The 20,785-nt window shown below is 69.6% G+C and carries 20 protein-coding genes and 3 pseudogenes; 12 read left to right on the forward strand and 11 right to left on the reverse strand.

All coding sequences use genetic code 11. From position 1 onward, the window contains the following. Positions 1-2 precede the first annotated feature (2 nt). The 8 genes from G6038_RS13875 to G6038_RS13910 all read left to right on the forward strand — a co-directional run bounded on the left by G6038_RS13875 (position 3) and on the right by G6038_RS13910 (position 9,612). On the forward strand, positions 3-878 hold the full coding sequence (locus G6038_RS13875) for an alpha/beta fold hydrolase (RefSeq protein WP_165038445.1): 876 nt from the start codon (positions 3-5) through the stop codon (positions 876-878). Between the two features lie 146 nt (positions 879-1,024). After that, positions 1,025-2,569 (forward strand): ABC transporter substrate-binding protein, encoded by a 1,545-nt coding sequence (locus G6038_RS13880; protein WP_165038446.1) that lies wholly within the window; start codon positions 1,025-1,027, stop codon positions 2,567-2,569. A gap of 49 nt (positions 2,570-2,618) precedes the next feature. Further along, on the forward strand, positions 2,619-4,142 hold the full coding sequence (locus G6038_RS13885; RefSeq protein WP_165038483.1) for an ABC transporter substrate-binding protein: 1,524 nt from the start codon (positions 2,619-2,621) through the stop codon (positions 4,140-4,142). Positions 4,143-4,198: 56 nt separating this feature from the next. Then, positions 4,199-5,734, forward strand: a complete 1,536-nt coding sequence (locus G6038_RS13890; RefSeq protein ID WP_165038447.1) for an ABC transporter substrate-binding protein — start codon at positions 4,199-4,201, stop codon at positions 5,732-5,734. Between the two features lie 53 nt (positions 5,735-5,787). After that, the gene (locus G6038_RS13895) at positions 5,788-6,735 is read left to right on the forward strand and encodes an ABC transporter permease (RefSeq protein ID WP_165038448.1); all 948 of its coding nucleotides are present in this window, start codon (positions 5,788-5,790) and stop codon (positions 6,733-6,735) included. After that, positions 6,732-7,637 carry an ABC transporter permease gene (locus G6038_RS13900; RefSeq protein WP_165038449.1) on the forward strand — a complete coding sequence of 302 codons (906 nt, stop codon included), beginning with the start codon at positions 6,732-6,734 and terminating at the stop codon, positions 7,635-7,637. The genes G6038_RS13895 and G6038_RS13900 overlap by 4 nt, the downstream gene beginning before the upstream one ends. Continuing rightward, the gene (locus tag G6038_RS13905) at positions 7,634-8,620 is read left to right on the forward strand and encodes an ABC transporter ATP-binding protein (protein ID WP_165038450.1); all 987 of its coding nucleotides are present in this window, start codon (positions 7,634-7,636) and stop codon (positions 8,618-8,620) included. Before G6038_RS13900 ends, G6038_RS13905 begins: the two co-directional genes overlap by 4 nt. Further along, on the forward strand, positions 8,617-9,612 hold the full coding sequence (locus G6038_RS13910; RefSeq protein ID WP_165038451.1) for an oligopeptide/dipeptide ABC transporter ATP-binding protein: 996 nt from the start codon (positions 8,617-8,619) through the stop codon (positions 9,610-9,612). The genes G6038_RS13905 and G6038_RS13910 overlap by 4 nt, the downstream gene beginning before the upstream one ends. A 72-nt stretch (positions 9,613-9,684) precedes the next feature. Here G6038_RS13910 and G6038_RS13915 read toward each other — a convergent pair whose 3' ends face one another. From G6038_RS13915 to G6038_RS13950, 9 genes and pseudogenes are all read right to left on the reverse strand, one after another. Continuing rightward, complete coding sequence (locus G6038_RS13915; protein WP_165038452.1) at positions 9,685-11,514, reverse strand: glycoside hydrolase family 15 protein; 1,830 nt, start codon at positions 11,512-11,514, stop codon at positions 9,685-9,687. Next, positions 11,511-12,677 carry a bifunctional alpha/beta hydrolase/OsmC family protein gene (locus tag G6038_RS13920; protein WP_165038453.1) on the reverse strand — a complete coding sequence of 389 codons (1,167 nt, stop codon included), beginning with the start codon at positions 12,675-12,677 and terminating at the stop codon, positions 11,511-11,513. The genes G6038_RS13915 and G6038_RS13920 overlap by 4 nt, the downstream gene beginning before the upstream one ends. 355 nt (positions 12,678-13,032) lie before the next feature. Continuing rightward, positions 13,033-13,584, reverse strand: coding sequence for a peroxiredoxin-like family protein (locus G6038_RS13925; RefSeq protein ID WP_165038454.1), 552 nt, complete (start codon positions 13,582-13,584; stop codon positions 13,033-13,035). Between the two features lie 38 nt (positions 13,585-13,622). After that, the gene (locus tag G6038_RS13930; protein WP_165038455.1) at positions 13,623-13,928 is read right to left on the reverse strand and encodes a DUF427 domain-containing protein; all 306 of its coding nucleotides are present in this window, start codon (positions 13,926-13,928) and stop codon (positions 13,623-13,625) included. Positions 13,929-13,955: 27 nt separating this feature from the next. Continuing rightward, positions 13,956-14,522: a hypothetical protein gene (locus G6038_RS13935; RefSeq protein ID WP_206024705.1), complete on the reverse strand. Its 567-nt coding sequence runs from the start codon at positions 14,520-14,522 to the stop codon at positions 13,956-13,958. A 406-nt stretch (positions 14,523-14,928) separates the two neighbouring features. After that, positions 14,929-15,102, reverse strand: a pseudogene (locus G6038_RS31305) (FAD-dependent oxidoreductase); the annotation flags it as partial. 77 nt (positions 15,103-15,179) lie between these two features. Next, a pseudogene (locus G6038_RS32085) lies at positions 15,180-15,350 on the reverse strand (FAD-dependent oxidoreductase); the annotation flags it as partial. Then, complete coding sequence (locus G6038_RS13945) at positions 15,347-15,625, reverse strand: zf-HC2 domain-containing protein (protein ID WP_165038456.1); 279 nt, start codon at positions 15,623-15,625, stop codon at positions 15,347-15,349. The pseudogene G6038_RS32085 and the gene G6038_RS13945, both read right to left, overlap by 4 nt. Next, a complete protein-coding gene (locus tag G6038_RS13950) occupies positions 15,622-16,182 on the reverse strand; it encodes a sigma-70 family RNA polymerase sigma factor (RefSeq protein ID WP_165038457.1) in 561 nt (186 codons plus the stop codon). The genes G6038_RS13945 and G6038_RS13950 overlap by 4 nt, the downstream gene beginning before the upstream one ends. A gap of 207 nt (positions 16,183-16,389) precedes the next feature. Between G6038_RS13950 and G6038_RS13955 the strand changes: the two genes are divergently transcribed. Continuing rightward, on the forward strand, positions 16,390-16,845 hold the full coding sequence (locus G6038_RS13955; protein WP_165038458.1) for an SRPBCC family protein: 456 nt from the start codon (positions 16,390-16,392) through the stop codon (positions 16,843-16,845). A 46-nt stretch (positions 16,846-16,891) separates the two neighbouring features. On the opposite strand, the gene G6038_RS13960 is transcribed toward G6038_RS13955, so the two are convergent. Together G6038_RS13960 and G6038_RS13965 are read right to left on the reverse strand one after the other, a co-directional pair. Further along, positions 16,892-17,734, reverse strand: coding sequence for an SDR family NAD(P)-dependent oxidoreductase (locus tag G6038_RS13960; protein ID WP_165038459.1), 843 nt, complete (start codon positions 17,732-17,734; stop codon positions 16,892-16,894). A gap of 13 nt (positions 17,735-17,747) precedes the next feature. Next, positions 17,748-18,227, reverse strand: a complete 480-nt coding sequence (locus tag G6038_RS13965; protein WP_165038460.1) for a nuclear transport factor 2 family protein — start codon at positions 18,225-18,227, stop codon at positions 17,748-17,750. Positions 18,228-18,404: 177 nt separating this feature from the next. On the opposite strand from G6038_RS13965, the gene G6038_RS13970 reads away from it, so the two are divergent. The 3 genes and pseudogenes from G6038_RS13970 (at position 18,405) to G6038_RS13980 (ending at position 20,771) form a co-directional block, all read left to right on the forward strand. Then, the gene (locus tag G6038_RS13970; protein ID WP_240918480.1) at positions 18,405-19,658 is read left to right on the forward strand and encodes a lipase family protein; all 1,254 of its coding nucleotides are present in this window, start codon (positions 18,405-18,407) and stop codon (positions 19,656-19,658) included. Positions 19,659-19,719: 61 nt separating this feature from the next. Further along, positions 19,720-20,203 (forward strand): annotated as a pseudogene (locus G6038_RS13975) (nucleoside deaminase). 151 nt (positions 20,204-20,354) lie between these two features. Beyond that, positions 20,355-20,771, forward strand: coding sequence for a hypothetical protein (locus G6038_RS13980; protein ID WP_006945883.1), 417 nt, complete (start codon positions 20,355-20,357; stop codon positions 20,769-20,771). Positions 20,772-20,785 lie beyond the last annotated feature (14 nt).

The raw sequence follows: 20,785 nt of genomic DNA on the forward strand, positions 1-20,785 counted from the left end.
CGATGCCGCGCGCGTCGACGACAGAGTTCGCAACCACCACCGAGGGGGATCGGTTCCTCCGCGCTTACGATGCCGTGCTCGCGAAGTGGCCGGCAGACGTCCGCGCGGTGACCGTCGAATCGGAATTCGGCACAACCCATGTCACTGTCTGCGGCCGCGAGGACGCGCCACCGGTCCTTCTGCTGCCCGGCGGGGGTGCGACGTCGACGGTGTGGTTCGCCAACGCCGCCGCGCTCGCCGACCGGTACCGGGTCCTGGCCGTGGATCCGATCGGTGACGTGGGACGGAGCGTCGCGCACGGAAAGCCGATGCGCAGCGTGGACGACCTGCGCTCGTGGCTCGACGGCCTCGCCGCGACGCTCGGCCTGTCCTCGTTCCACCTGATCGGCCACTCGTACGGGGCGATGATTGCGCTCGCCTACGCACTCGAACGACCCGAGCGGATCCGCAACATGGTGTTGCTCGATCCGAATTCGTGCTTCGCCCGGATGCGCGCCGGGTACCTGGCTCGCGCGGTCCCGCTGCTGCTGCGGCCCAGCGGAGACCGACAGCGACGCTTCCTGCGCTGGGAGACCGACGGCCGGCCCCTCGACGAGGACTGGCTCGAGTTCGTCGCCCTCGGTGCCGAGCACTTCCCGACGGGCAAGCTCGTCGTCCCGAAACGTCCCGGCCGCCCCGCCCTCGCCGGGCTCGCCGTGGACACGACGGTCGTCCTCGCGGCCGGCAGCAAGGTCCACGACAGCGCGAAGGTGGCGGCCACCGTGGCGGCCGCGAGCTCGCGGCTGCGGCCGGTGCTCGTCGAGGGAGCAACGCACCACACGATGCCGATGGTCCCGGCCGCGGAGGTGAACGCCACCCTGCTCGGCGCGCTCGGCTGACCACCGATTCCCGCGCGGTCTCGTTCAGTGGGAACGGCGATGTGCGGCACGTCACAAGCCTTTACGTTCGGTCGGCAACAGGCCGTGCGTATCGACGTCCGTCCTGAAATCGATTGTGCGCGCGAGCGCTTCGAGGAAGGGGCGAGATGCCGGTCGCAACGGGCAGGTTTTCCATCCGGCGGTGGACGGCCGCCCTCGGGACGTGCGCGGTGCTGGTGGCCGGGTGCGGCTCCGAGGCGCCCGGGCATTCGGGCGTCGCCGACCCGGCGATCCCCCTGCGCTACGCGACGGTCTTCGGCGCGTCCTCCTTCGACCCGCACAAGACCAAGATCACCAGTGATGCCACGATGCTCAACCTGGTCTACGACCGGCTCGTGCACCGCGACGTCGACGCGCAACCCGTCCCCGGCCTGGCCGAATCGTGGGAGCTGACGGACGAGTCCCTCACCCTGCATCTGCGCGAGAGGGTGAGCTTCGCCGACGGTTCCCCCGTGGACGCGGCCGCCGTCCGGGCCAACCTGAACCGCGCACTCGAACCGGACTCGGTGACGGCACCGATGCTCGCCGGGGTCACCGGCATCACGACCCCCGACGAACGCACCGTCGTACTCGCCCTGGACCGGCCCGGCGCGCAGCTCGTCCTCGCGCTGTCCGACCTGCCGGGAATGATCGTCGACCCCGACGCATTCGGAACCCCGGAGAAGAACGCCGCGCTGGCACTCACCCCGGCCGGTGCCGGCCGCTACACGGTGACCCGCGCGCAGCCGGGCGCCGAGTACGAGTTCACCGCCCGGCCCGGCTACTGGGATCCCGAAGCGGTCCGCACCGACAGCGTGGTGTGGACGGTGATGACCGATCCGCAGGCCCGGCTCGCCGGCGTCGCCTCCGGAGACCTCCACGCCGCCATCACGACCCCGCTGACCATCGACGCCGCCGAGCAGCAGGGCCTGCGCGTCGAGTCGGCACTGCGGCTCGACCACATGGCCGTCAACCTCAACCGGTCGCGCGGGGAGTTCGGCAAGCCGGAGGTGCGGCAGGCTCTGGCGTACGCGATCGACCGGCAGGCCATCGCCGACACCGCGATGGAAGGTCACGCCGAGGCCGCGACCCAGAACTTCCCGAAGGACTACTTCGCCTACGACCCCGACCTGGCCGACGCCTACCCGTACGATCCCGACAAGGCCCGTCAGCTCCTGGCACAGGCGGGACTGCCGAACGGGTTCTCCTTCACGGCGATCCTGCTCAACCTGCCCGAGAACGTGCAGGTGGCGCAGATCGTGCAGCAACAGCTCGCCGAGGTCGGCATCGACATGCAGCTGAAGCCGATGCCGCCGTCCGAAGCCTCCCCGACGTTCAACCGCGGGGACGCCGACGCCATCGTCACCACCTTCACCGGCCGGTCCGATCCCGCCCTGCTGTTCTCCTCGTTGTACGGGGCGCAGTCGCCACAGAACCCGTCCCGCAGCACGGCCCCCGGATTCCAGGAGGCCCTGGATGCGGCCAATCGCGAGTCCGACCCGCAGGCGCGTGCCGACAAGCTCGGCGACGTGTCGAAACTGGTCAGCGACAACGCGCTGGCGATCCCGCTGGTGTTCTTCGAGCTCGGCTCCACCCTGACCGATCAGGTCGTGGGCTACGAACCCACCCTGCTCGTCGACGAGTGGCGCGGCGTCGGCGTCGCCGCCCCGTGAACCAGTCGACGAACCGAATCCCCCGAGGACTTTCATGTTTCGCAGATCGATGAAGGCCGCCCTGTCCGTGCTCGCCGTCGCCGTGGCGGTGGCCGGGTGCGGCAGCTCCGCGGCGACGGACGCCGCACAGACCGTCGACCCGAACGCGACGTTGCGTTATGCCACCACCTACGGCGCGTCGTCGTTCGACCCGCACAAGACGAGGATCACCAGCGACTCGATCATGCTCAACCTGGTCTACGACCGGCTGGTGCACCGTGATCGGGACGCGAACCCGATTCCCGGACTGGCCGAGTCGTGGGAATTCGCCGACGACGGATCCACCCTGACGCTGCGCCTGCGGCAGGACGTGACCTTCTCCGACGGCACGCCGTTCGACGCCGCCGCGGTGGTGGCCAATCTCGAACGCGCGATGCAGCCCGACTCGATCACGGCCGCCATGCTCGCCGGTGTCGCCGCGGTCGACGCCCCCGACCCGCAGACCGTGGTGCTGCGGCTCGACGGGCCGGGCGGGCAGCTCGTGCTCACCCTCTCCGACCTGCCCGGAATGATGGTCAACCCCAACGCCTTCGGCACGCCCGACAAGGACGCCGCCCTGGTGCTGACCCCCGCCGGCACCGGCCGCTACACCGTCGCGCAGGCACAGCCCGGTGCGCAGTACGAGTTCGTCGCCCGGGACGGCTACTGGGATCCGGAGGCGGTGCAGGCCCGCGCCTTCGAGTGGATCGTGATGACCGATCCGCAGACCCGGGTGAGCGCGGTGGCCTCCGGTCAGCTCGACGCCGCGATCGCCACCCCGCTGTCCGTCGACCCGGCCGAGCAGCAGGGCCTCGAGTCGCACGTGCAGACCACCCTCAACAACTACGTGCTCAACCTCAACCGGACCCGCAGCGAGTTCGGCAGCCTCGAGGTGCGGCAGGCCCTCGCCCACGCCGTCGACCGGGAGGCCGTGGTCGAGACCGCCCTCGAGGGGCACGGCGAGGCGGCCGGTCAGAACTTCCCCACGGGGTACTTCGCGCACAACGCCGCCCTCGACGGTCAGTACGCCTTCGACCCCGAACGCGCGAAGGCCCTGCTCGCGCAGGCCGGTGTGCCGAACGGATTCTCGTTCGTCGCCGGCGCGTCCAACCTGCCGGAGAACCAGCTCATCGCGCAGATCATGCAGGAACAGCTGGCCCGGGTGGGGATCACGATGGAGATCCGGTCCATGACGCCGACCGACCTCAACCCCGCGTTCAACCGCGGCGAACTCGACGCCATCCTCACCACCCTGACCGGTCGGGCCGAACCGTCGCTGCTGCTGACGTCGTACTACGGGCAGGACTCGCCGCAGAACCCCTCGCACGACGACATTCCCGGATTCCGGACGGCGATGGAGGCAGCCAACCGGGCCACCGATCCCGACGAACGTGCCGCCCTGCTCGGGGAGGTCAACGCCGTGGTGATGGACCACGCCGCGATGCTGCCCGTCGCGTTCGCCGAACTCGGCGCGATCACCTCCGGCACCGTCGTCGGCTACGAGCCGAGCCGGGTGCTCGACGAGTGGCGCGGCGTGGGAGTGGCCGCGCCGTAACGCCCGTCTCCCTCCCACGTTCCGTCTCCCTCCCACGCCGAGAAACGGAGAACATCATGGCCCGTCGCACGAGACTCGCCCTGGGCGCCGCGCTGGCCGTCGCGCTCCTCGCCGGGTGCGGTTCCGCCGGCACCGCGACGTCGGACACCGTCGACCCGCAGGCGACGCTGCGGTACGCGACCACCTACGGGGCGTCGTCGTTCGACCCGCACAAGACCCGGGTCGCGCAGGACAACATCATGCTGACCCAGGTGTACGACCGGCTGGTGCACCGCGACCGGGACGCGAATCCGATTCCGGGACTCGCCGAATCGTGGGAGTTCTCCGACGACGGCCGCACCCTCACCTTCCACCTGCGGAAGGGCCTGCAGTTCCAGGACGGCACCCCGCTGGACGCGCAGGCGGTCCGGACCAACCTCGAACGTGCCCAGGAGCCGGACTCGATCACCACCACGATGCTCGCCCCGGTCGAGGCGATCGAGACCCCCGATGCCACCACGGTGGTGCTGCGGTTGACCGGGCCCGGCACCCAGCTCGTCCTGACGCTGTCCGATCTGCCCGGAATGATGGTCAGCCCGAATGCGTTCGGCACGCCGGAGAAGGACGCCGCCCTGGTGCTGCGGCCGGTCGGCGCGGGTCGGTACACCGTCGCCGACGCCCAGCCCGGCGCGTCGTACGACTTCGTCGCCTGGGACGGCTACTGGGATCCGGAATCGGTGACCGCCGAGCGCTTCGAATGGGAGGTCGTCACCGACCCGCAGACCCGCATCAACGCGCTGGCGTCGGGCGAGCTGGACATCGCGATGGCCACCCCGCTCTCGATCGACCCCGCCGCCGCACAGGGCCTGGACTCCCAGGTTCAGACGAGCCTGAACCACTACGTCCTGCACTTCAACCGCACTCGCAGCGAATTCGACAACGTCGACGTGCGCCGGGCGCTGAGCACCGCGATCGACCGGCAGGCCCTCGTCGACTCCGCCCTCGAAGGCCACGGCGAGGCGGCCGGCCAGAACTTCCCGCAGGGCTACTTCGCCTACAACCCGGAACTGGCCGACCGCTACGCCTACGACGAGCAGGCGGCGCGGGAGACGCTCGCCGCCGCCGGACTGCCGGACGGGTTCACGTTCACCGCCGGTGTGATGAACCTGCCCGAGAACGAGCGGATCGCGCAGATCGTCCAGCAGCAGCTCGACGCGATCGGCGTCACCATGCAGATCCGGCTGCTCAGCCCCGCCGAGATGTCGCCCGTCTTCAACCGCGGTGAGCTCGACGCCGTGCTGACCACCTTCTCCGGGCGGGCCGATCCGTCGCTGTTGCTGACCACGTACTTCGCCCCGGATTCGCCGCAGAACCCGTCGCACGACGTCACCCCCGGCTTCGCGGAGGCCCTGGCCGCCGCGAACGCCGAACCGGACCAGCAGGCCCGCGGACGGCTCCTCGGCGACGTCTCCGCCGCGGTCGTGGACCAGGCGCTGATGATCCCCCTGGCATTCTCCGACCTCGGCGCCACCCTCACCGATCGGGTCGTCGGATACCAGCCGTACCGCGCACTGGACGAATGGGGCGGGATCGGCCTCACCGCCGCCGAATGACCGCTGCGGCCGCGCCCCGAGCGACACCTCGAGAGATGTAAAGGACCGGCAGGATGCTTCGATTGATCGGGCAACGGCTGCTCGCGGTGCTACCGCTGCTGCTGATCGCCACCGCCATCACCTTCGGCCTGATCTTCCTGATCCCCGGCGATCCCGCACACCGGATCGCCGGCGAGACCGCCACACCGGAACAGATCGAGCTGGTGCGCACCGAACTCGGGCTCGACCAGCCCGTCGTCGTGCAGTACGCCGACTTCCTCGGCGGACTGGTGCGGGGCGATCTGGGGACGAGCTTCACCTACAAGGCGCCGGTGCTCGAGATGATCGTCGACCGGCTGCCGGTCACGGTGTCCCTGACCCTGGTCGCGGTGCTCGTCGCGCTGGCCGTCGGCATCCCGGCCGGCATCGTCGGCGGCAGCCGGCCGGGCAGCTGGCAGGACCGCGCCACCAGCGTCGGCTCCACCCTGGGTGTCGCGACCCCGAACTTCGTGCTCGGCCTCATCCTGGTCCTCGTCTTCGCCCTGCAACTGAGGATGCTGCCCGCCACCGGCTACACCCCTCTCGCGAAAGGCCTGTGGCCGTGGCTCAGTCACCTGCTGCTGCCGGCGATCGCGCTCGGCCTCGCCGCCGCCGCCGAGATCGCCCGCCAGTTGCGCAGTTCCATGATCGAGGTGATGCAGCAGGACTACGTGCGCACCGCCACCGCCAAGGGACTCGGGCGGCGGTCGGTCCTGTGGAAGCACGCCCTGAAGAACGCGTTCATCCCCACGGCGACCGTGCTCGGCATGCAGATCGCGTTCCTGCTCGGCGGCACGGCCGTCATCGAGTCGGTGTTCGGGCTCAAGGGACTCGGCGACTTCGCCGTGCAGGCGGTGCTGTCCGGCGACCTGCCCGCCATCCAGGGCGTCGTCATCTTCGGTGTCTTCGCCACCGTCGTGATGAGCCTGCTCGTCGACATCTCGTACGGGTACCTCAACCCTCGGACCAGGAGCGCGGCATGAGCGACACCCTCACCTCCTCGAAACCGGTCGCGGAGGCGGCGCCGACCCTCGTCGAATCTCCGCGCCGCCGGTTCCTGCGCCGGTTCCGGGGCCGGCGTGCCGCCGTCGTCGCGGCGGTGTTCCTGGCGCTGATCACCGTGCTCGGGCTCGCCGCACCGCTGATCGCCCCGCACGACCCGCTGGTGCAGGAACTCACGGCCCGCCGGTTGCCGCCGCTGTCCGACGGTTATCTGCTCGGCACCGACAACCTCGGCCGGGACACCCTGTCGCGGTTGCTCTACGGCGCCCGCGTCGCGGTCACGGCCGCGGCGATCTCCGTGACGGTCGGCCTGCTCATCGGCGTGATACCCGCCCTCGCGGCCGGGTTCCTCGGCGGCCGCTGGGACGCGCTGCTCTCGCGCGTCGCCGACGCGTTCCTCAGCTTCCCGCCGCTGCTGCTGGCGATGGCGATCGTCGGCGTCATGGGACCCGACCTCACCAACGCCATGTTCGCGATCGGAATCGTGTTCGGCCCCCGGTTCTTCCGGGTCGTGCGCGGCGCGGTGATCGCGGTGCGGGAGAACACCTTCATCGAGGCGTCCCGCAGCATCGGCACCCCCACCGCGCGGATCGTGCGCCAGCACATCCTCCCGCACACCCTCTCACCGCTGATCGTGCAGATCAGCCTCGCCTGCGGTTTCGCGATGCTCGCCGAATCCTCGCTCAGCTTCCTCGGACTCGGGGTGCAACCACCGGATCCGAGCTGGGGGCGGATGCTGGCCGAGGGCCGCGAGGCGTGGAACTACACCGCCTGGCCCGTGCTGATCCCCGCCGTCGCGATCATCCTCGCCGTACTTGCCTGCAATACCCTCGGCGACGGGATCCGCGATTCGGTGGGCCGCGAGAATCGGAGCGAGAAGTGACCGAACCCCTGTTGCGCGTCGACGGTCTCGGCGTCGAGTTCGCCACCGCTTCCGGCTGGACGCCGGTGCTGCAGGACGTGTCCTTCGACGTCGCGGCCGGACAACTCGTCGGCCTCGTCGGCGAATCCGGCTCCGGCAAGTCCGTCACCTGCTCGTCGGTGCTGCGGTTGCTGCCGGCCCGGCAATCCCGCACCGTCGCCGGCAGCATCCGCTTCCAGGGACGCGACCTGCTGACCATGCCGGCGCGGGAGCTGGAAGCGGTGCGCGGCAACGACATCGCCATGATCTTCCAGGAGCCCATGACGAGCCTGAACCCGGTGTTCACGGTCGGCGACCAGATCGCCGAAGTGGTACGGCGGCACCACCGCGTGAACCGGAAGGACGCGACGGCCCGTGCGGTCGAGGTGCTCGACCTCGTCGGCATCCCCGACGCCGCCCGCCGGATCCGCCAGTACCCGCACGAGTTCTCCGGCGGCATGCGGCAGCGGGTGATGATCGCGATGGCGCTGGCGTGCGAGCCGAAACTGCTCATCGCCGACGAACCCACCACCGCGCTCGACGTCACCATCCAGGCCCAGGTGCTCGACCTGATCCGCGAGATGGCCGGGCGGTTCGGGATGGGCGTGCTGTTCGTGACCCACGATCTCGGGGTGGTCGCCGACCTGTGCACCGAGGTGGTGGTGATGTACGCGGGCCAGGTCGTCGAACGAGCCCGCACCGAGCCGCTGTATGCGAGGCCCCGCCACCCGTACACCGCGGGCCTGCTGCGCTCGGTGCCCGACGTCGGCGGACGCAGCGAACTGCACACCATCGCCGGCTCACCGCCGCCGCCCGGCTCGATCCCCGTCGGCTGCCGCTTCGCGCCGCGCTGCCCGCACCGAGCCGACGAGTGCGCCGCCGACGTGCCGCTGCTGGCCGTGGGCGACGACCGAACGGCGCGCTGCGCCCGCGTGACCGACCTGCTCCTGGAGGGAACCGCATGACCGTCGACGTCGTCGAGAAGGACACGAACGCACCGCTGCTGAGCGTGCGCGGCCTGCGGGTCGATTTCCCGGTGCGGGGGCGACCGTTCGCGAAGAAGCGGACGATCCGCGCGGTGGACGAGGTGGGGTTCGACCTCCGGACCGGCGAAACCTTCGCCCTGGTCGGGGAATCCGGCTCCGGGAAGTCCACCACCGCCCGCGGCATCCTGCGGCTGGTGGACGTCGCCGCCGGGTCGGTGGTGCTCGACGGCGTCGACGTCACCGCCCTGGGTAAGTCGGAGCTGCGCGCCGCGCGCCGCGACATGCAGATGGTGTTCCAGGACCCGTACTCGTCGTTGGACCCGTCGCGCACGGTCGGCGACGCCGTCGCCGAACCGCTCGAGGTGCACACCGATCTCGATGCGGTGGCCCGCCGCCGGAAGGTCGGGCAGCTGCTCGAACAGGTGGGGCTACGGGCCGAGCATGCCGAGCGCTACCCCTACGAGTTCTCCGGCGGCCAGCGTCAGCGCATCGCCATCGCGCGGGCCATCGCCGTGGAGCCGAAGCTGGTGATCGCCGACGAGGCGGTCAGTGCGCTCGACGTGTCCACCCAGAACCAGGTGATCGCGCTCCTCGAGAAGCTGTCCGCGGAGCTGGGCATCGCGTACCTGTTCATCGCGCACGACCTGGCGGTGGTCCGGCACATCGCCCACACGACGGCGGTGATGTATCTGGGCCGCATCGTGGAGTGGGGGCCGTCGGAGCGGCTGTTCACCGAGCCCGCGCATCCGTACACGCAGGCGCTGCTGTCCGCGGTGCCCGTCCCGGACCCCGTGCGGCAACGCAACCGCGCACGGATCCGGCTCGACGGCGAGCTGCCCGACCCGGCGAATCCCCCGGCCGGATGTGCGTTCAGCTCCCGCTGCCCGCAGGTGATGCCGGTGTGCCGGGAACGCCGACCGGAGACCACCGAGGTGCCCGGCGGCGGACAGGTGGCCTGTCACCTGGCGTGACGCGTTGGCCGGTGCAACGATCACGCGGCCGGCGAACCCCGGAGCTCTCGTCCTCCACTCGGTCCGGCCGGTTCATCGGAACGCGCCGACGTGCTCTGCCTGGTGCAGCGCCCAGGCGGCGTTGACCAGTCCGATGTGGCTGAACGCCTGGGGGAAATTGCCCAGCTGTTCTCCCGTGGCGGAGTCGACCTCCTCGGCGAGCAATCCCACGTCGTTGACGTAGCCCACTGCGCGTTCGAAGAACTCGGCACCTTCTTCGGTGCGACCGGCCATGGCCAGGGCCTGGGCGAGCCAGAAGGTGCACAGCAGGAAAGTTCCCTCCTGACCCTCGAGGCCGTCCACCCCCGCCTCGGTGTGGTAGCGGTGGACCAGGCCGCGTGCGTCGGTGAGCCGCTCGCGGACGGCGTCGATTGTGGACAGCACCCGCGGGTCGTCCGGCGGAAGGAAACCCACGATCGGCAGCAGCAGGGCAGTGGCGTCGAGGTGCGGTGCGCCGAAGGACTGCGTGAACGAACCGAGGGCCTCGTTCCACCCCTGCGTGAGCACCGCATCTCGGATCTCCTGGGCAGCCGCCGTCCATCTCGCGACATGGCCGTCGGCGTGTAGCCAGTCGGCCAGGGCGACGGCACGGTCGAGGGCCACCCAGCACATGACCTTGGAGTGCACGAAGTGCCGCGGCTCACCGCGGACCTCCCAGATGCCGTTGTCGGGTCGACGCCAGCGTTCCGCGGCGGCGTCGGCGAGGCCCACCAGGAAGTTGCGAGTCGGTCTGTCGAGCGAGCCGAGCTGGTCGCGGAGCTGGGCGGCGGCGTCGAGCAACTCGCCGTAGGTGTCGAGCTGGGGCTGGGTCCAGGCACCGTTCCCCACCCGGACGGGCCTGCTGCCGCGCCAGCCGGAGAGGTGGGGGAGGGTCCGCTCCGACAGATCGTGCTCCCCGCCGATGCCGAACATGATCTGAAGAGGGTGATCGGTGGAGGAGCAGGCAGCGGCGGTGGCCATGAAGTCGAAGAACTCGTGTGCCTCGTCCGGACAGGCAGCGACCCACAACGCCTGCATGGTCATGCTGGCGTCGCGCACCCAGGAGTAGCGATAGTCCCAGTTGCGCGCACCGCCGACCTGTTCGGGAAGCGAGGTGGTGACTGCCGCCACGATCGCGCCGGTGGGCTGGTAGCTCAATGCCTGCAGCACCCGTCCCGAGTGGTGAACCAGGTCGCGCGCGCGGCCCTGATAGGCCTGGTGCTGCGCCGACCAGTCCTGCCAGCCGGTCGTCGTGTCGTCGACCGCTGCCCTGACGGCGGCCCCGGGACGAACCGGCGGGACGGGTGCGCCGAGCGTCGCGTGCTGCAGGGCGAAGCACGCGCTCTCACCGGCGTGCAGGTCGAACTGTGCCCGGGCTGCGCCGCCGCCCGCCTGGAGGGGCACCGTGCTCGACAGGGTCAACCGGCTCGCCCCACCGGCGGCCGTGATCCCGCCTTCGACGGCGGTCAGCACCGGCGCGACGAGACCGTACTCCGGACGAGGCCGGAACAGCAGGTCCACGCTGACGCTGCCACGGGTGCAGGTGACGGTTCGGGCCAGCATGTGCGGCGCATGCTCGCCCAGACGATGGGGGTCCCGCGTGTCCCCGAGGATCAGGGCATCGCGCAGCTCGAGGATCCCCCCGCCGGTGTGGAACAGCGTACGGAGAACCATGCTGCCCTCGACGTACTCGCGCCGAACCCGGAATTCACCGACCGGCCGGATCGACCAGTGCCCCGCGCTGTCGTCGAGGATCGAGGCGAAGATCGAGGGGCTGTCGAAGCGGGGCATACACAGCCAGTCGATCGAACCGCCGGACGACACCAGTGCGGCCGAGTGCCGATCCGAGAGCAGTGCGTAGTCGCCGATGGGCAGCGAGCTCATGCCGGTGCCGGCCCGGGTGTTGCCGTCGGTGCGTCGCGGGTCTCCGGCTCGGCGTGGTCGCCGGCAGCGAGGGCGGTGTCCACCACGATCTCCGAGTGCAGGGTTCGGTGCACCGGACAGCGGTCGGCGATCTCGAGCAGGCGCTGCCGCTGTTGCTCGTCGAGATCACCGGCGAGGTGGATCACGCGTTCGAGCTTGTCGAGCCGCCCGGTCCGGGTCTCGCAGTCCGCGCAGTCCGCGGCGTGGATCCGGCTGTGACGCAGGGAAACCGTCACGTTCTCGAGGGGCCATTGCTTGCGGTCGGCGTACATGCGCAGCGTCATCGACGTACAGGCGCCGAGGGAGGCGAGCAGCAGGTCGTACGGCGAAGGCCCGGTGTCGTCTCCCACCGGTGCGGGCTCGTCGGCGGTGATCAGGTGCCGGCCGAGGGTGATGCGCTGCCCGAACCGGGTGGCTCCGTTCCCGGAGACCTCGACGACGCCTTCGGCCGAGGCCGGCGCGGTACGCACCTGCGCCGGAGTGTTCTCGTCGAGGTACCTGCTCGCCCATGTCGCCAGCATCGAGGCGACGAACGAGGCGTCGGACGGCCGGGTGAGCAGGTGGTCGGCGCCGTCGAGCGAGAGGAAGGACTTGGGGTGGCGGGCGGCATCGAAGATCTGTCGGGCGTGGTCGATGCCGACCGTGTCGTCGGTGGGGGAGTGCATCACCAGTAGTGCGGTGTCGAGCCGGTGGGTCCGCTCGGTCCCGGCCGGGGCGCCGATCGTGATCACGGCTCGCGTCTCGGGCAGGTGCTCGCTCGCCGCGAGGACGGCCGCACCGCCGCGGGAGTGGCCGATCAGGATGCTGGGAGCGGCGTGGTGGGCGCGCAGATGACCTGCCGCGTGCACGAGGTCGGTGACATCGGAGTCGGTGACCTCGGAACCGAGGGAGGTGTCGGCACAGTCCTCGCCGGACCCGCCGAGACCGATGGAGTCGAAGCGCAGGACGGCGATGCCGTGCTCGGTGAGGACCTCCGAGATCCGCGCCGCCGCCGGTTCGTCCGCACTGGAGGTGAAGCAGTGCGCGAACAGTGCGAACGCGCGCGGCGTGCCCTCCGGCAGGTCCAGCCGGCCCGCCAGTTCCGTGGCGCCCGAGCCGGCGAAGTGGAGTTTCTCGGTGTGCATGGTGCCGCTCCCTCCCGCCCCTCGACCTCTCGTCCGAGGCTATCTCGTCCTCGGGCAGCCCGGTGAGGACCGCGGGAGATTCCGCATCCGCTCGCGTTCTCCTCCATCGCCGAACGCATCGGACGTCGTCTCGACGACGGGCGTTCCCCGTCGTTTCTCGGGGGACTGGCCGAGTGGTCAGAAATCATTGTGGTACAGAGTCTCTGGTTGATTCCTCCCGCTGCGGTCCGGCAGCTCGCAGGGGTGTGGGCTGCGGTCGTCGCCGTCAGCCCTCTCCTGCGGATCGTCGCGGGATATCGCGCCCTGCGCTGACCCGCCCGGCCGCGTGGACCGGGCGGGTCAGGGGTGGCGCGGGTCAGGTACGGCTGCGGACCAGACGCCGAGCCTCCTCGAGGACGTGCTCCGCAGGCGGGTAGTCCCCGAGAGTGCGACCACGGTGAAGCAGGCGCACCGTGCGGTCGGCATCGATGATCGCCAATCCGGGGGCTTGCAGGGGGTGGTCGGTGACGCGGCCCTGCCGGGCGCGGCGTGCTGCCGACAGATACTTCCACCAGGTTCGTGGGTCGAGCATCATCCACCAGCGGATTCGGTGCACATCCAACGCCTGATACAGGGTGTGGCCGGGGTCCAGGAGCAGCGGGTACCCGATGCCGTGGTCCATCAGGTGGCGGGCCTGGTAGTCGGCGGCACCGCCGACGGCCGCGACGTGGACCCCGGCCGCCTCGAAGTCCTCTCGGAGGTCCTCGAGTTCCTGGAGGAACGCCTTGCAGGGCATACAACCGTAGTACCGGACCAGGGGCACCACGACCGGTGTGTCGAGGAGCGTGTCGAGCTCGACCCGTCCGCCGTCGACGTCGTAGAGGGTGATCGGGCCGATGCGGTCGCCGATGCCGGTGAGCTGTTTCATGTCGTTCTCGTCCTGTCGGTGCGAAGCGGAACGGGACGCTACGTGTGGGTGCCGGTGGTGCTGACGTCCACGCCGTTCCAGAAGGCGATGCGTCCTTTGATCCGCCGTGCCAGTGGTGAGGGGTGGTGGTAGGTGAAGGCGGCGCTGGGTAAGGTGACTCCTCCGGCGGCCACGTCGTAGTAGCTGGCGACGCCTTTCCAGAAGCACAGGCTCTTGGCCTTGTTCGCGAACAGCACCCCGTCGACGATGTCGTGTTCGGGGAAATAGACGTTCCCTTCGACGACGATCGGGTCGTCGGTGGTCGCGATCAGCGTGTCTCCCACGCGGGCGGTGGCGGTGGTCATGACGTCCTCGTGTGTCCGAGCGCCGGGTCAGCGCCGCGTCGACGGCAACAGGACCAGCGCCGCCGCGACACCGAACATCAGGTGCTCGACGAGGAAGGTGCCGTATCCGACCATCGAGGCCATGTCGGCGATCTGGTCACCACTCGAGAAGATCGCGGCGGCGAGCGGGAGACCGATCCAGGCGCTGACCGCGAAAACGAGGACGCCGTAGATCATTCCGCCGATGATCAGGGCGATTCCGTGCAGTTTCGCCTGACGCACGATGAGCGCGAAGACGATGCCGTACATGACCCCGACCATCATGTGTACGACGGCACCGACGACCGCGGGACCGAACGCGAAGTAGAAGTTCGAGCCGGCCATGGCCTGTTGCATCGATGTCATCATCGTCGACGGATCAACGAACACCGATCCGATGTGATAGAGCGGGGTGAAGAATCCCGAGTTCTGATAGGTGACGGCGGCGATCATGGCGTACATCGCCATGACCAGCGACGCAATCAGTCCGGCGACGGCGCCGACCGCGACGGTACGAGCGAATCCCGTCGTGGTCCCGGTGTGCGCGGTGGTGATGTGGGCGGTGTTCGAAGACATGGCTCGGCTCCCTTGTGGGTGGACTCGGATCGGAGGGAATCTGACGTCCTCCTCAGTGTGGAAACCCAGCGAGCGCGACCGCTGCTTCCCTGCCGGACAATGTCTTTGGAACTAACCGGTGTCTTTCGGAACTACCCGGTCCGCCTTCGGAGCCACCGGTTGCGGACACGGGCGAGCGCTGTGAGCGTACGGGAGGCCGCGGGCCGGGCCAGTTGGGCCCGAACGTCGGCGATCGAGGCGTTCCACGGTCCGTCGTTGTACGTCGGGTACGGGTGGGTGGCGCCGGCCAGGTCCCGGCGACGGCGATCTCGGGGTCGGTGAACGTCACGTGCGACGTGCCGGTCCGGTCGATGGTGCGGCGCAACCCCAGGATCGCGTTGGCGGCGGCGATGCTGCCGTGCACTCCCGCGGTGTGGGTGAACTGCGGGTGACCGGTGAGGTCGCCGGCCGCCCAGATCCTCGGGTTGGAGGTGCGCAGATGATCATCGACGGTGACGTAACCGCGGCGATCGACGGTGACACCGGCCGTGTCGAGTCCGATCGACTCGGTTCGTGGGATGCGACCGACGGCGACGAGCACTCGGTCGAACCGGATGCCGCGGCCGCCGTGGCCGCGGCGAGCAGTGATTTCGACGGCACACATCCGGTCCACAGACAGTCGCCGCCGGTGCGGTCACGTTCGATCAGCAGGACCCTGGCGCCGAATCCGGCCGCGGTTGTCGCCGCGACGATGCCTGCCGTTCCTCCGCCGATCACCACCAGATCCGCGGCGCGGGGTAACCGCGACGCGGGCACGGCCCCTGCAGTGGTGTGCCCGGCCCGGGTCACTGCAGTTCACCGCGAACGATGCGGTCGACGACCTGGTGCATGTGCGTGACGCTGGTGGGGTCGAGCATCCGTCGTGCAGCCCACCGGGAGAGGGCGGTGTTGATCTGTCGGTACTCGGCTGCGGCGGCACTGCACTTGTCGCATTCGGCCAGGTGTGCCTCCAACCGGCGGATCTCGTCCGGGTCGAGCAGCGCCGCGGGGTCGGCGTCCAGGTACCTCTGGATTCGACGCCCCGACCAGTGGCACGTCAGCATCATGCGCACAGTCTTGATCATCGGTTCCCTCTCGTGGTGGGGGCGAAGTTGGGTCGCAGGTACTTGCGCACGCGGTCGCGTGCACGGCTGAGCCTCGACATCACCGTCCCCACCGGAACGCCGAGGACATCGGCGGCTTCGCTGTAGGTCAGTTGATCGACGTCGATCAGGAACAGCACGGTCCGGAACTTCGAGTCCAGTGCCTGCACCGCCCGTTCGAGATCCTCGGGCAGGATCGATTCCAGGACGCGATCCTCGGTGCTGGGCGGATCGATTCCGAAGGCGGGCCTGGCGCCGGCGTAGGCGGCAACATCGTCGACACTGTCCGGGCGCTGACGTCGATGCATGTTCATGTTCGTGTTCCTCGAGATCGTCAGCAGCCACGCCCGCGGATGGCGGCCGTCGAAACGGTCGACACTGCGCCAGGCGCGGACCAGGGTCTCCTGCACCAAGTCCTCCGCATCCGCCGGTCCGGTGAGCGTCAGCGCTACCCGCAACAGCACCTCGATCTCGGGCTCGACATACTGCCGGAATCCGCGTGCCTGCGCGTCGTGGTCGCCTACCTCGGATAGATGCACGCTGGGGGAACCCCCCGAGAACGTCCCGGTGTTCCCGTACCGGACAAGTTGTGCCGAGACATCAACGAATGGTGCCCGTCACCCTTCGTCGGCTACCACGGCCCAGCACCACCCGCCAGTTACAGTTGGGGTGGCCGACGGGCCGCGTCCAGAGCGTGGACGCCGTCAACCAACCCGCCGGGCGGGCCCGCACACGGAGGTCGTGTCATGGCAGCAGTGGACGTCGAGACCGAGATCACCATTGCGCGGCCACGGAACGAGGTCGCCGACTATTCGTCGAACCCCGACAACGCGACAGCGTGGTACACAAATATCAAAGAGGTGCAGTGGAAGTCCTCGAGACCAGCGAAAGCCGGCTCCCGAATCGTCTTCATCGCCGAGTTCCTCGGTCGGCGTCTGACTTACACCTACGAGGTCGTAGAACTGGTTCCGGACGAACGTTTCGTCATGCGCACTGCCGAAGGCCCGTTCCCGATGGAAACCACCTACGAGTGGAGGTCTACATCGAGCGGCACCACAAGGATGACGCTGCGCAACCGTGGTGAACCGTCGGGATTCTCGCGACTCGGAGCACCGCTGATGGCCCGCGCTATGCGTCGGGCGAACAACAAGGACCTCGCTCGCCTGAAGGCCATCCTCGAAGCCACACCCCGGAACCAGTGATCACCATCGCGTCGCGCATCATCGACGCCGCCCGCCGGGCCGCGGATCAGTACAGCGGGCCGCCGCCGAACGCTGCCCGGTGCGAATCCGGTTGATTGCCTTCGACGTCGACGACCCCGTAGTCGAGGGCAGCCTCGGCGGTGATCAGGGTGTGCCCGCTGCGCTCGTTCACCTTCGGATCGTTCGCCAGTGCGACGATCACGCGTCCGACGAACTCCGGGGTCTCGGCGTTGGCGAGGGAGAAGCCCTCGAAGTTGTCGATGCCGCGGGCGAGCATCGCCTCGTTCTTCACCAGCCCCGGCCACAGCGACAGGGCGGTGACGCCGGTGCCGGCGAGGTCGAAGGCCATGTCGGCGGCCATCTTGTCGAGACCGGCCTTCGAGATGCCGTACAGCACCGAGTGCAGGTAGCCGCGGGTGCCGAACGACGAGATGTTGACGATCATCCCGCTGCCGCGCGGCACCATCAGCTGCGCGGCGTCGACGGAGGCCACGTAGTGGGCGCGCAGTCCGACGCCGACGAGACTGTCCCAATCGCTGATCGGGCGCTTCCAGAACGGCTCGGAGAAGCCCGCGAACCCGGGCGGGCTCGCCCACACGTTGTTCACCAGCAGGTCCAGCCGACCGCCCTGCTCGTCGGCGATGCGCCGGAACAGTGCCCGGATCTGCTCGTCGTCGGTGTGGTCGCACTGCACCGCGATGCCGAGCCCGCCGCGTTCGGTGGCGTCCGCGGCGGTCCGGTCCAGGGGGCTGTCGGTGCCGACCGGGCCCCGCGCGGTGACGTAGACGGTCCAGCCGTCGGAGCCGAGGGCGCATGCGATGCCCTTGCCGACGCTGCGGCTCGCCCCGGTGACGAGGGCTACCTTGCGTTCGGTCCTGTCGTCGGTCATGTCTTGGGTCATGTCACTGAACCACTTTCACGTCGTCGGTCAGCGCCCGTTCGATGGACCAGTGGACGCGCACGTGGCACCGGGCGATCTTCCACCTGCCGTCTTCGACCACATAGCCGTCGTCGTAGTCGAGGGCGCTCACCCGCTCGGTGCGGGCACGCAGGTCGACCTGCCGGAACCGCAGCGTCCACGCCCCGACGGCGGTGCCGGGACCGGTGAGTTCGAGGCTCGGGTGCATGCCGTGGTGCATGTCGAGCATGATGTACCGGTCGTCGGCACGTTCGAGGGCGATGCGGGCGTAGACGTCGACGAGTGCGTCGGCGTCGTCGAAGCTGCCCAGGGCCGGGCCGTAACAGATGTCGGCGCCCGTCGCGACGAAACAGTCGCGCATGGCCTTCGGGTCCTTGGCGTCGCACGCGCGGAAGTACCGGTGCTTGAGCATTCGGATCTCCTCGAGTGCTTCGAGGCGGGCCAGTCGCTCTTCGACGGTCATGGCGTCGTCCTTCCGTCCTGCGGATACAGCGGCGACCGGACCCTAGCGTCGGCGGCGGCTTCTCGGCACCGGTCGTCCCGCTGATCGGACCGTGGCGTCATCCTGTCATAGAACTTGTTTCAGAAATATCGGCGCAACGCCTTCCGTGGCGGTACATACGTGTGCAAAATGCTCGGCATGCCCACGCGCACCGCCCGACTGCTCACCGCGGCCCTGACGATGCTGCTGGTGCCTCTCGTCGCAGGTCCCATCGCGGCCGCCGCTCCGACGGGGTCCGCGTCGGGCACGGGCTACGACGAGTTCTACCTCCCGCCCGATCCGCTGCCCGACGGCGTGCCCGGCGACGTCCTGCGCGCCGGACCGGCCGTCGCGCCGGCGCTCGACGCCACCGTCACCCGCGTGATGTACCGCAGCGAGAACGCCACGGGCGGCCCGATCGCGGTCACCGGCACGGTGTTCGTGCCGTCGCACCCCTGGGCCGGCGGCGGTTCGCGCCCCACAATCGTCCTCGGTCCGGGTACGCAGGGTATGGGCGACCAATGCGCGCCGTCGAAGTTGACGAACCACCTCCAGGAGTACGAGTACCTGCACGTCGTGCCGTTGCTCGCGCGGGGCTACGCCGTTGCGATGACCGACTACGAGGGCCTCGGCACGCCCGGTGGGCATCCCTACCTGAACCGTGTCTCGCAGGGGCACGCCATGCTCGACATGGCCCGTGCCGCCCTGCGGCTGACCGACCGCGGCATAGACGAGGGCACCCGCATCGGCTTCTGGGGCTACTCGCAGGGCGGCATGTCGTCGGCGGCGGCCGCGGAGCTGGCAGGTACCTACGCCCCCGAACTGCCCGTCGTCGCCGCGGTCGCGGGTTCCCCGCCGGCGTCGCTCGCCGATCTCGCCGTCGCCGGCGACGGATCGCTGCTCTCGGGCGGGATCGGCTGGGTGGTCAACGGATTCGCCGCCGCCTATCCGCAGGTGCGGGAGGAACTGCTGAGTGTGTTCAATCCCGCCGGACGCGACATTCTCGCGCGCGCCGAGACCTACTGCGTCTACGACGCGCCGCGCATGAATCCGTTCTTCCCCACCACCTGGTACACGGTCGACGGCCGGCCCATCGCCGACCACCTGGCCGCCGAACCGTGGGCTTCGCTGGTGCGCGAGCAGGAGCTCGGCAACATCGCCCCCACGATCCCGACGTTCGTCGCGCAGAGCGCGACGGACGATTTCGTCCAGGTGAGCGGCGTCGACGCGATGGTCGGGAAGTGGTGCGCGGGAGGCACATCCGTCACCTATCGCCGCTACGCCATTCCGTCGGTGCCGCCCGGGACCGGCGCGGGTCACGGGATCGGCCTGCTTCCGGCCGCCGTGGAAGGCCTGGACTGGATGGACCGGCGGTTCGCGGGAGCGCCCGACGAGGGCACCTGCGCGGGCTGAGGACGGTCCACCGGCCGCGGTGGCATGATGCGGTCGACGACCGCGACACCGGGAGGACCTCGTGATCGACGAATCGGAGATGACGCACCTGCGGCGGTGCGTGGAACTGGCGCGCGAGGCGCTGGACGCCGGCGACGAACCGTTCGGCTCGGTGCTGGCGTCGGCCGACGGCACGCGCCTCGCCGAGGACCGCAACCGCGTCGCGGGCGGGGACCGGACCAGGCACCCCGAGTTCGAACTGGCCCGCTGGGCCGCCGCGCACATGAGCGAGGCCGAGCGCGCCGCCGCGACGGTGTACACGTCCGGTGAGCACTGCCCGATGTGCGCGGCCGCGCACGGATGGGTGGGGCTGGGCCGCGTCGTGTACGTGGCGTCCTCGGCGCAACTCGCCGGCTGGCTGGAGGAGATGGGGGTGCCGCCGGCGCCCGTCCGGGCCCTGCCGATCCAGGAGGTCGCGCCCGGGGTGACCGTCGAGGGGCCGGTGCCGGAACTCGTCGACGAGGTGCAGTGCCCTGCATCGTCGGTGTTACGGACACGCAGTGTGACTGTTCCGTGACACGCTGGGTCACGGCCGGGTAACAGCCGATCGATGTTGATCACGGGTTGTGTTCGACTGCGGCGCTTTGCAGTTCCTGTACCCGTTCCTGGGCCGACCATTGAACCGGTCGGGCTGGTCAACGGTCGAAAGGAACGCCCATGAAGGGCTCGAAGCTCGGACGCGCAGCGGTCGCCCTTGCGGCGCCGCTCGCATTGATGACGGGCCTCGCGCCCACGGCATCGGCAGTGGATCCCTACCCGTACGGCAGCTGGAGCGTGAGCGTGCGGGAGAACACAATCACGGTCAAGTTCATCTACTACCGGGCCCCCGAGGCGGACTACCCGCACTATTGCAACGCGGTGATCGACGAGATTCCCCTGGTGAAGAGCGCGAAGATTTACTACGCCGACTACGAAACCGTGAAGTTCGACAACGTGCCCGACGGTGACTACACCGTTCGTTCCGACTGCCAGGACGACGACCACGTGTACCGGAGCGTCGGTTCGATCGACGTCTCGATCCCCGGCCCGGCGCAGACCCGGTTCGTCGGCAGCCACCACTTCTCCTTCGGCTGAGCGAACCGGCACCG

The sequence above is a fragment of the Rhodococcus sp. 14C212 genome (genome assembly GCF_011058195.1).
GTDB lineage: Bacteria > Actinomycetota > Actinomycetes > Mycobacteriales > Mycobacteriaceae > Rhodococcus > Rhodococcus aetherivorans.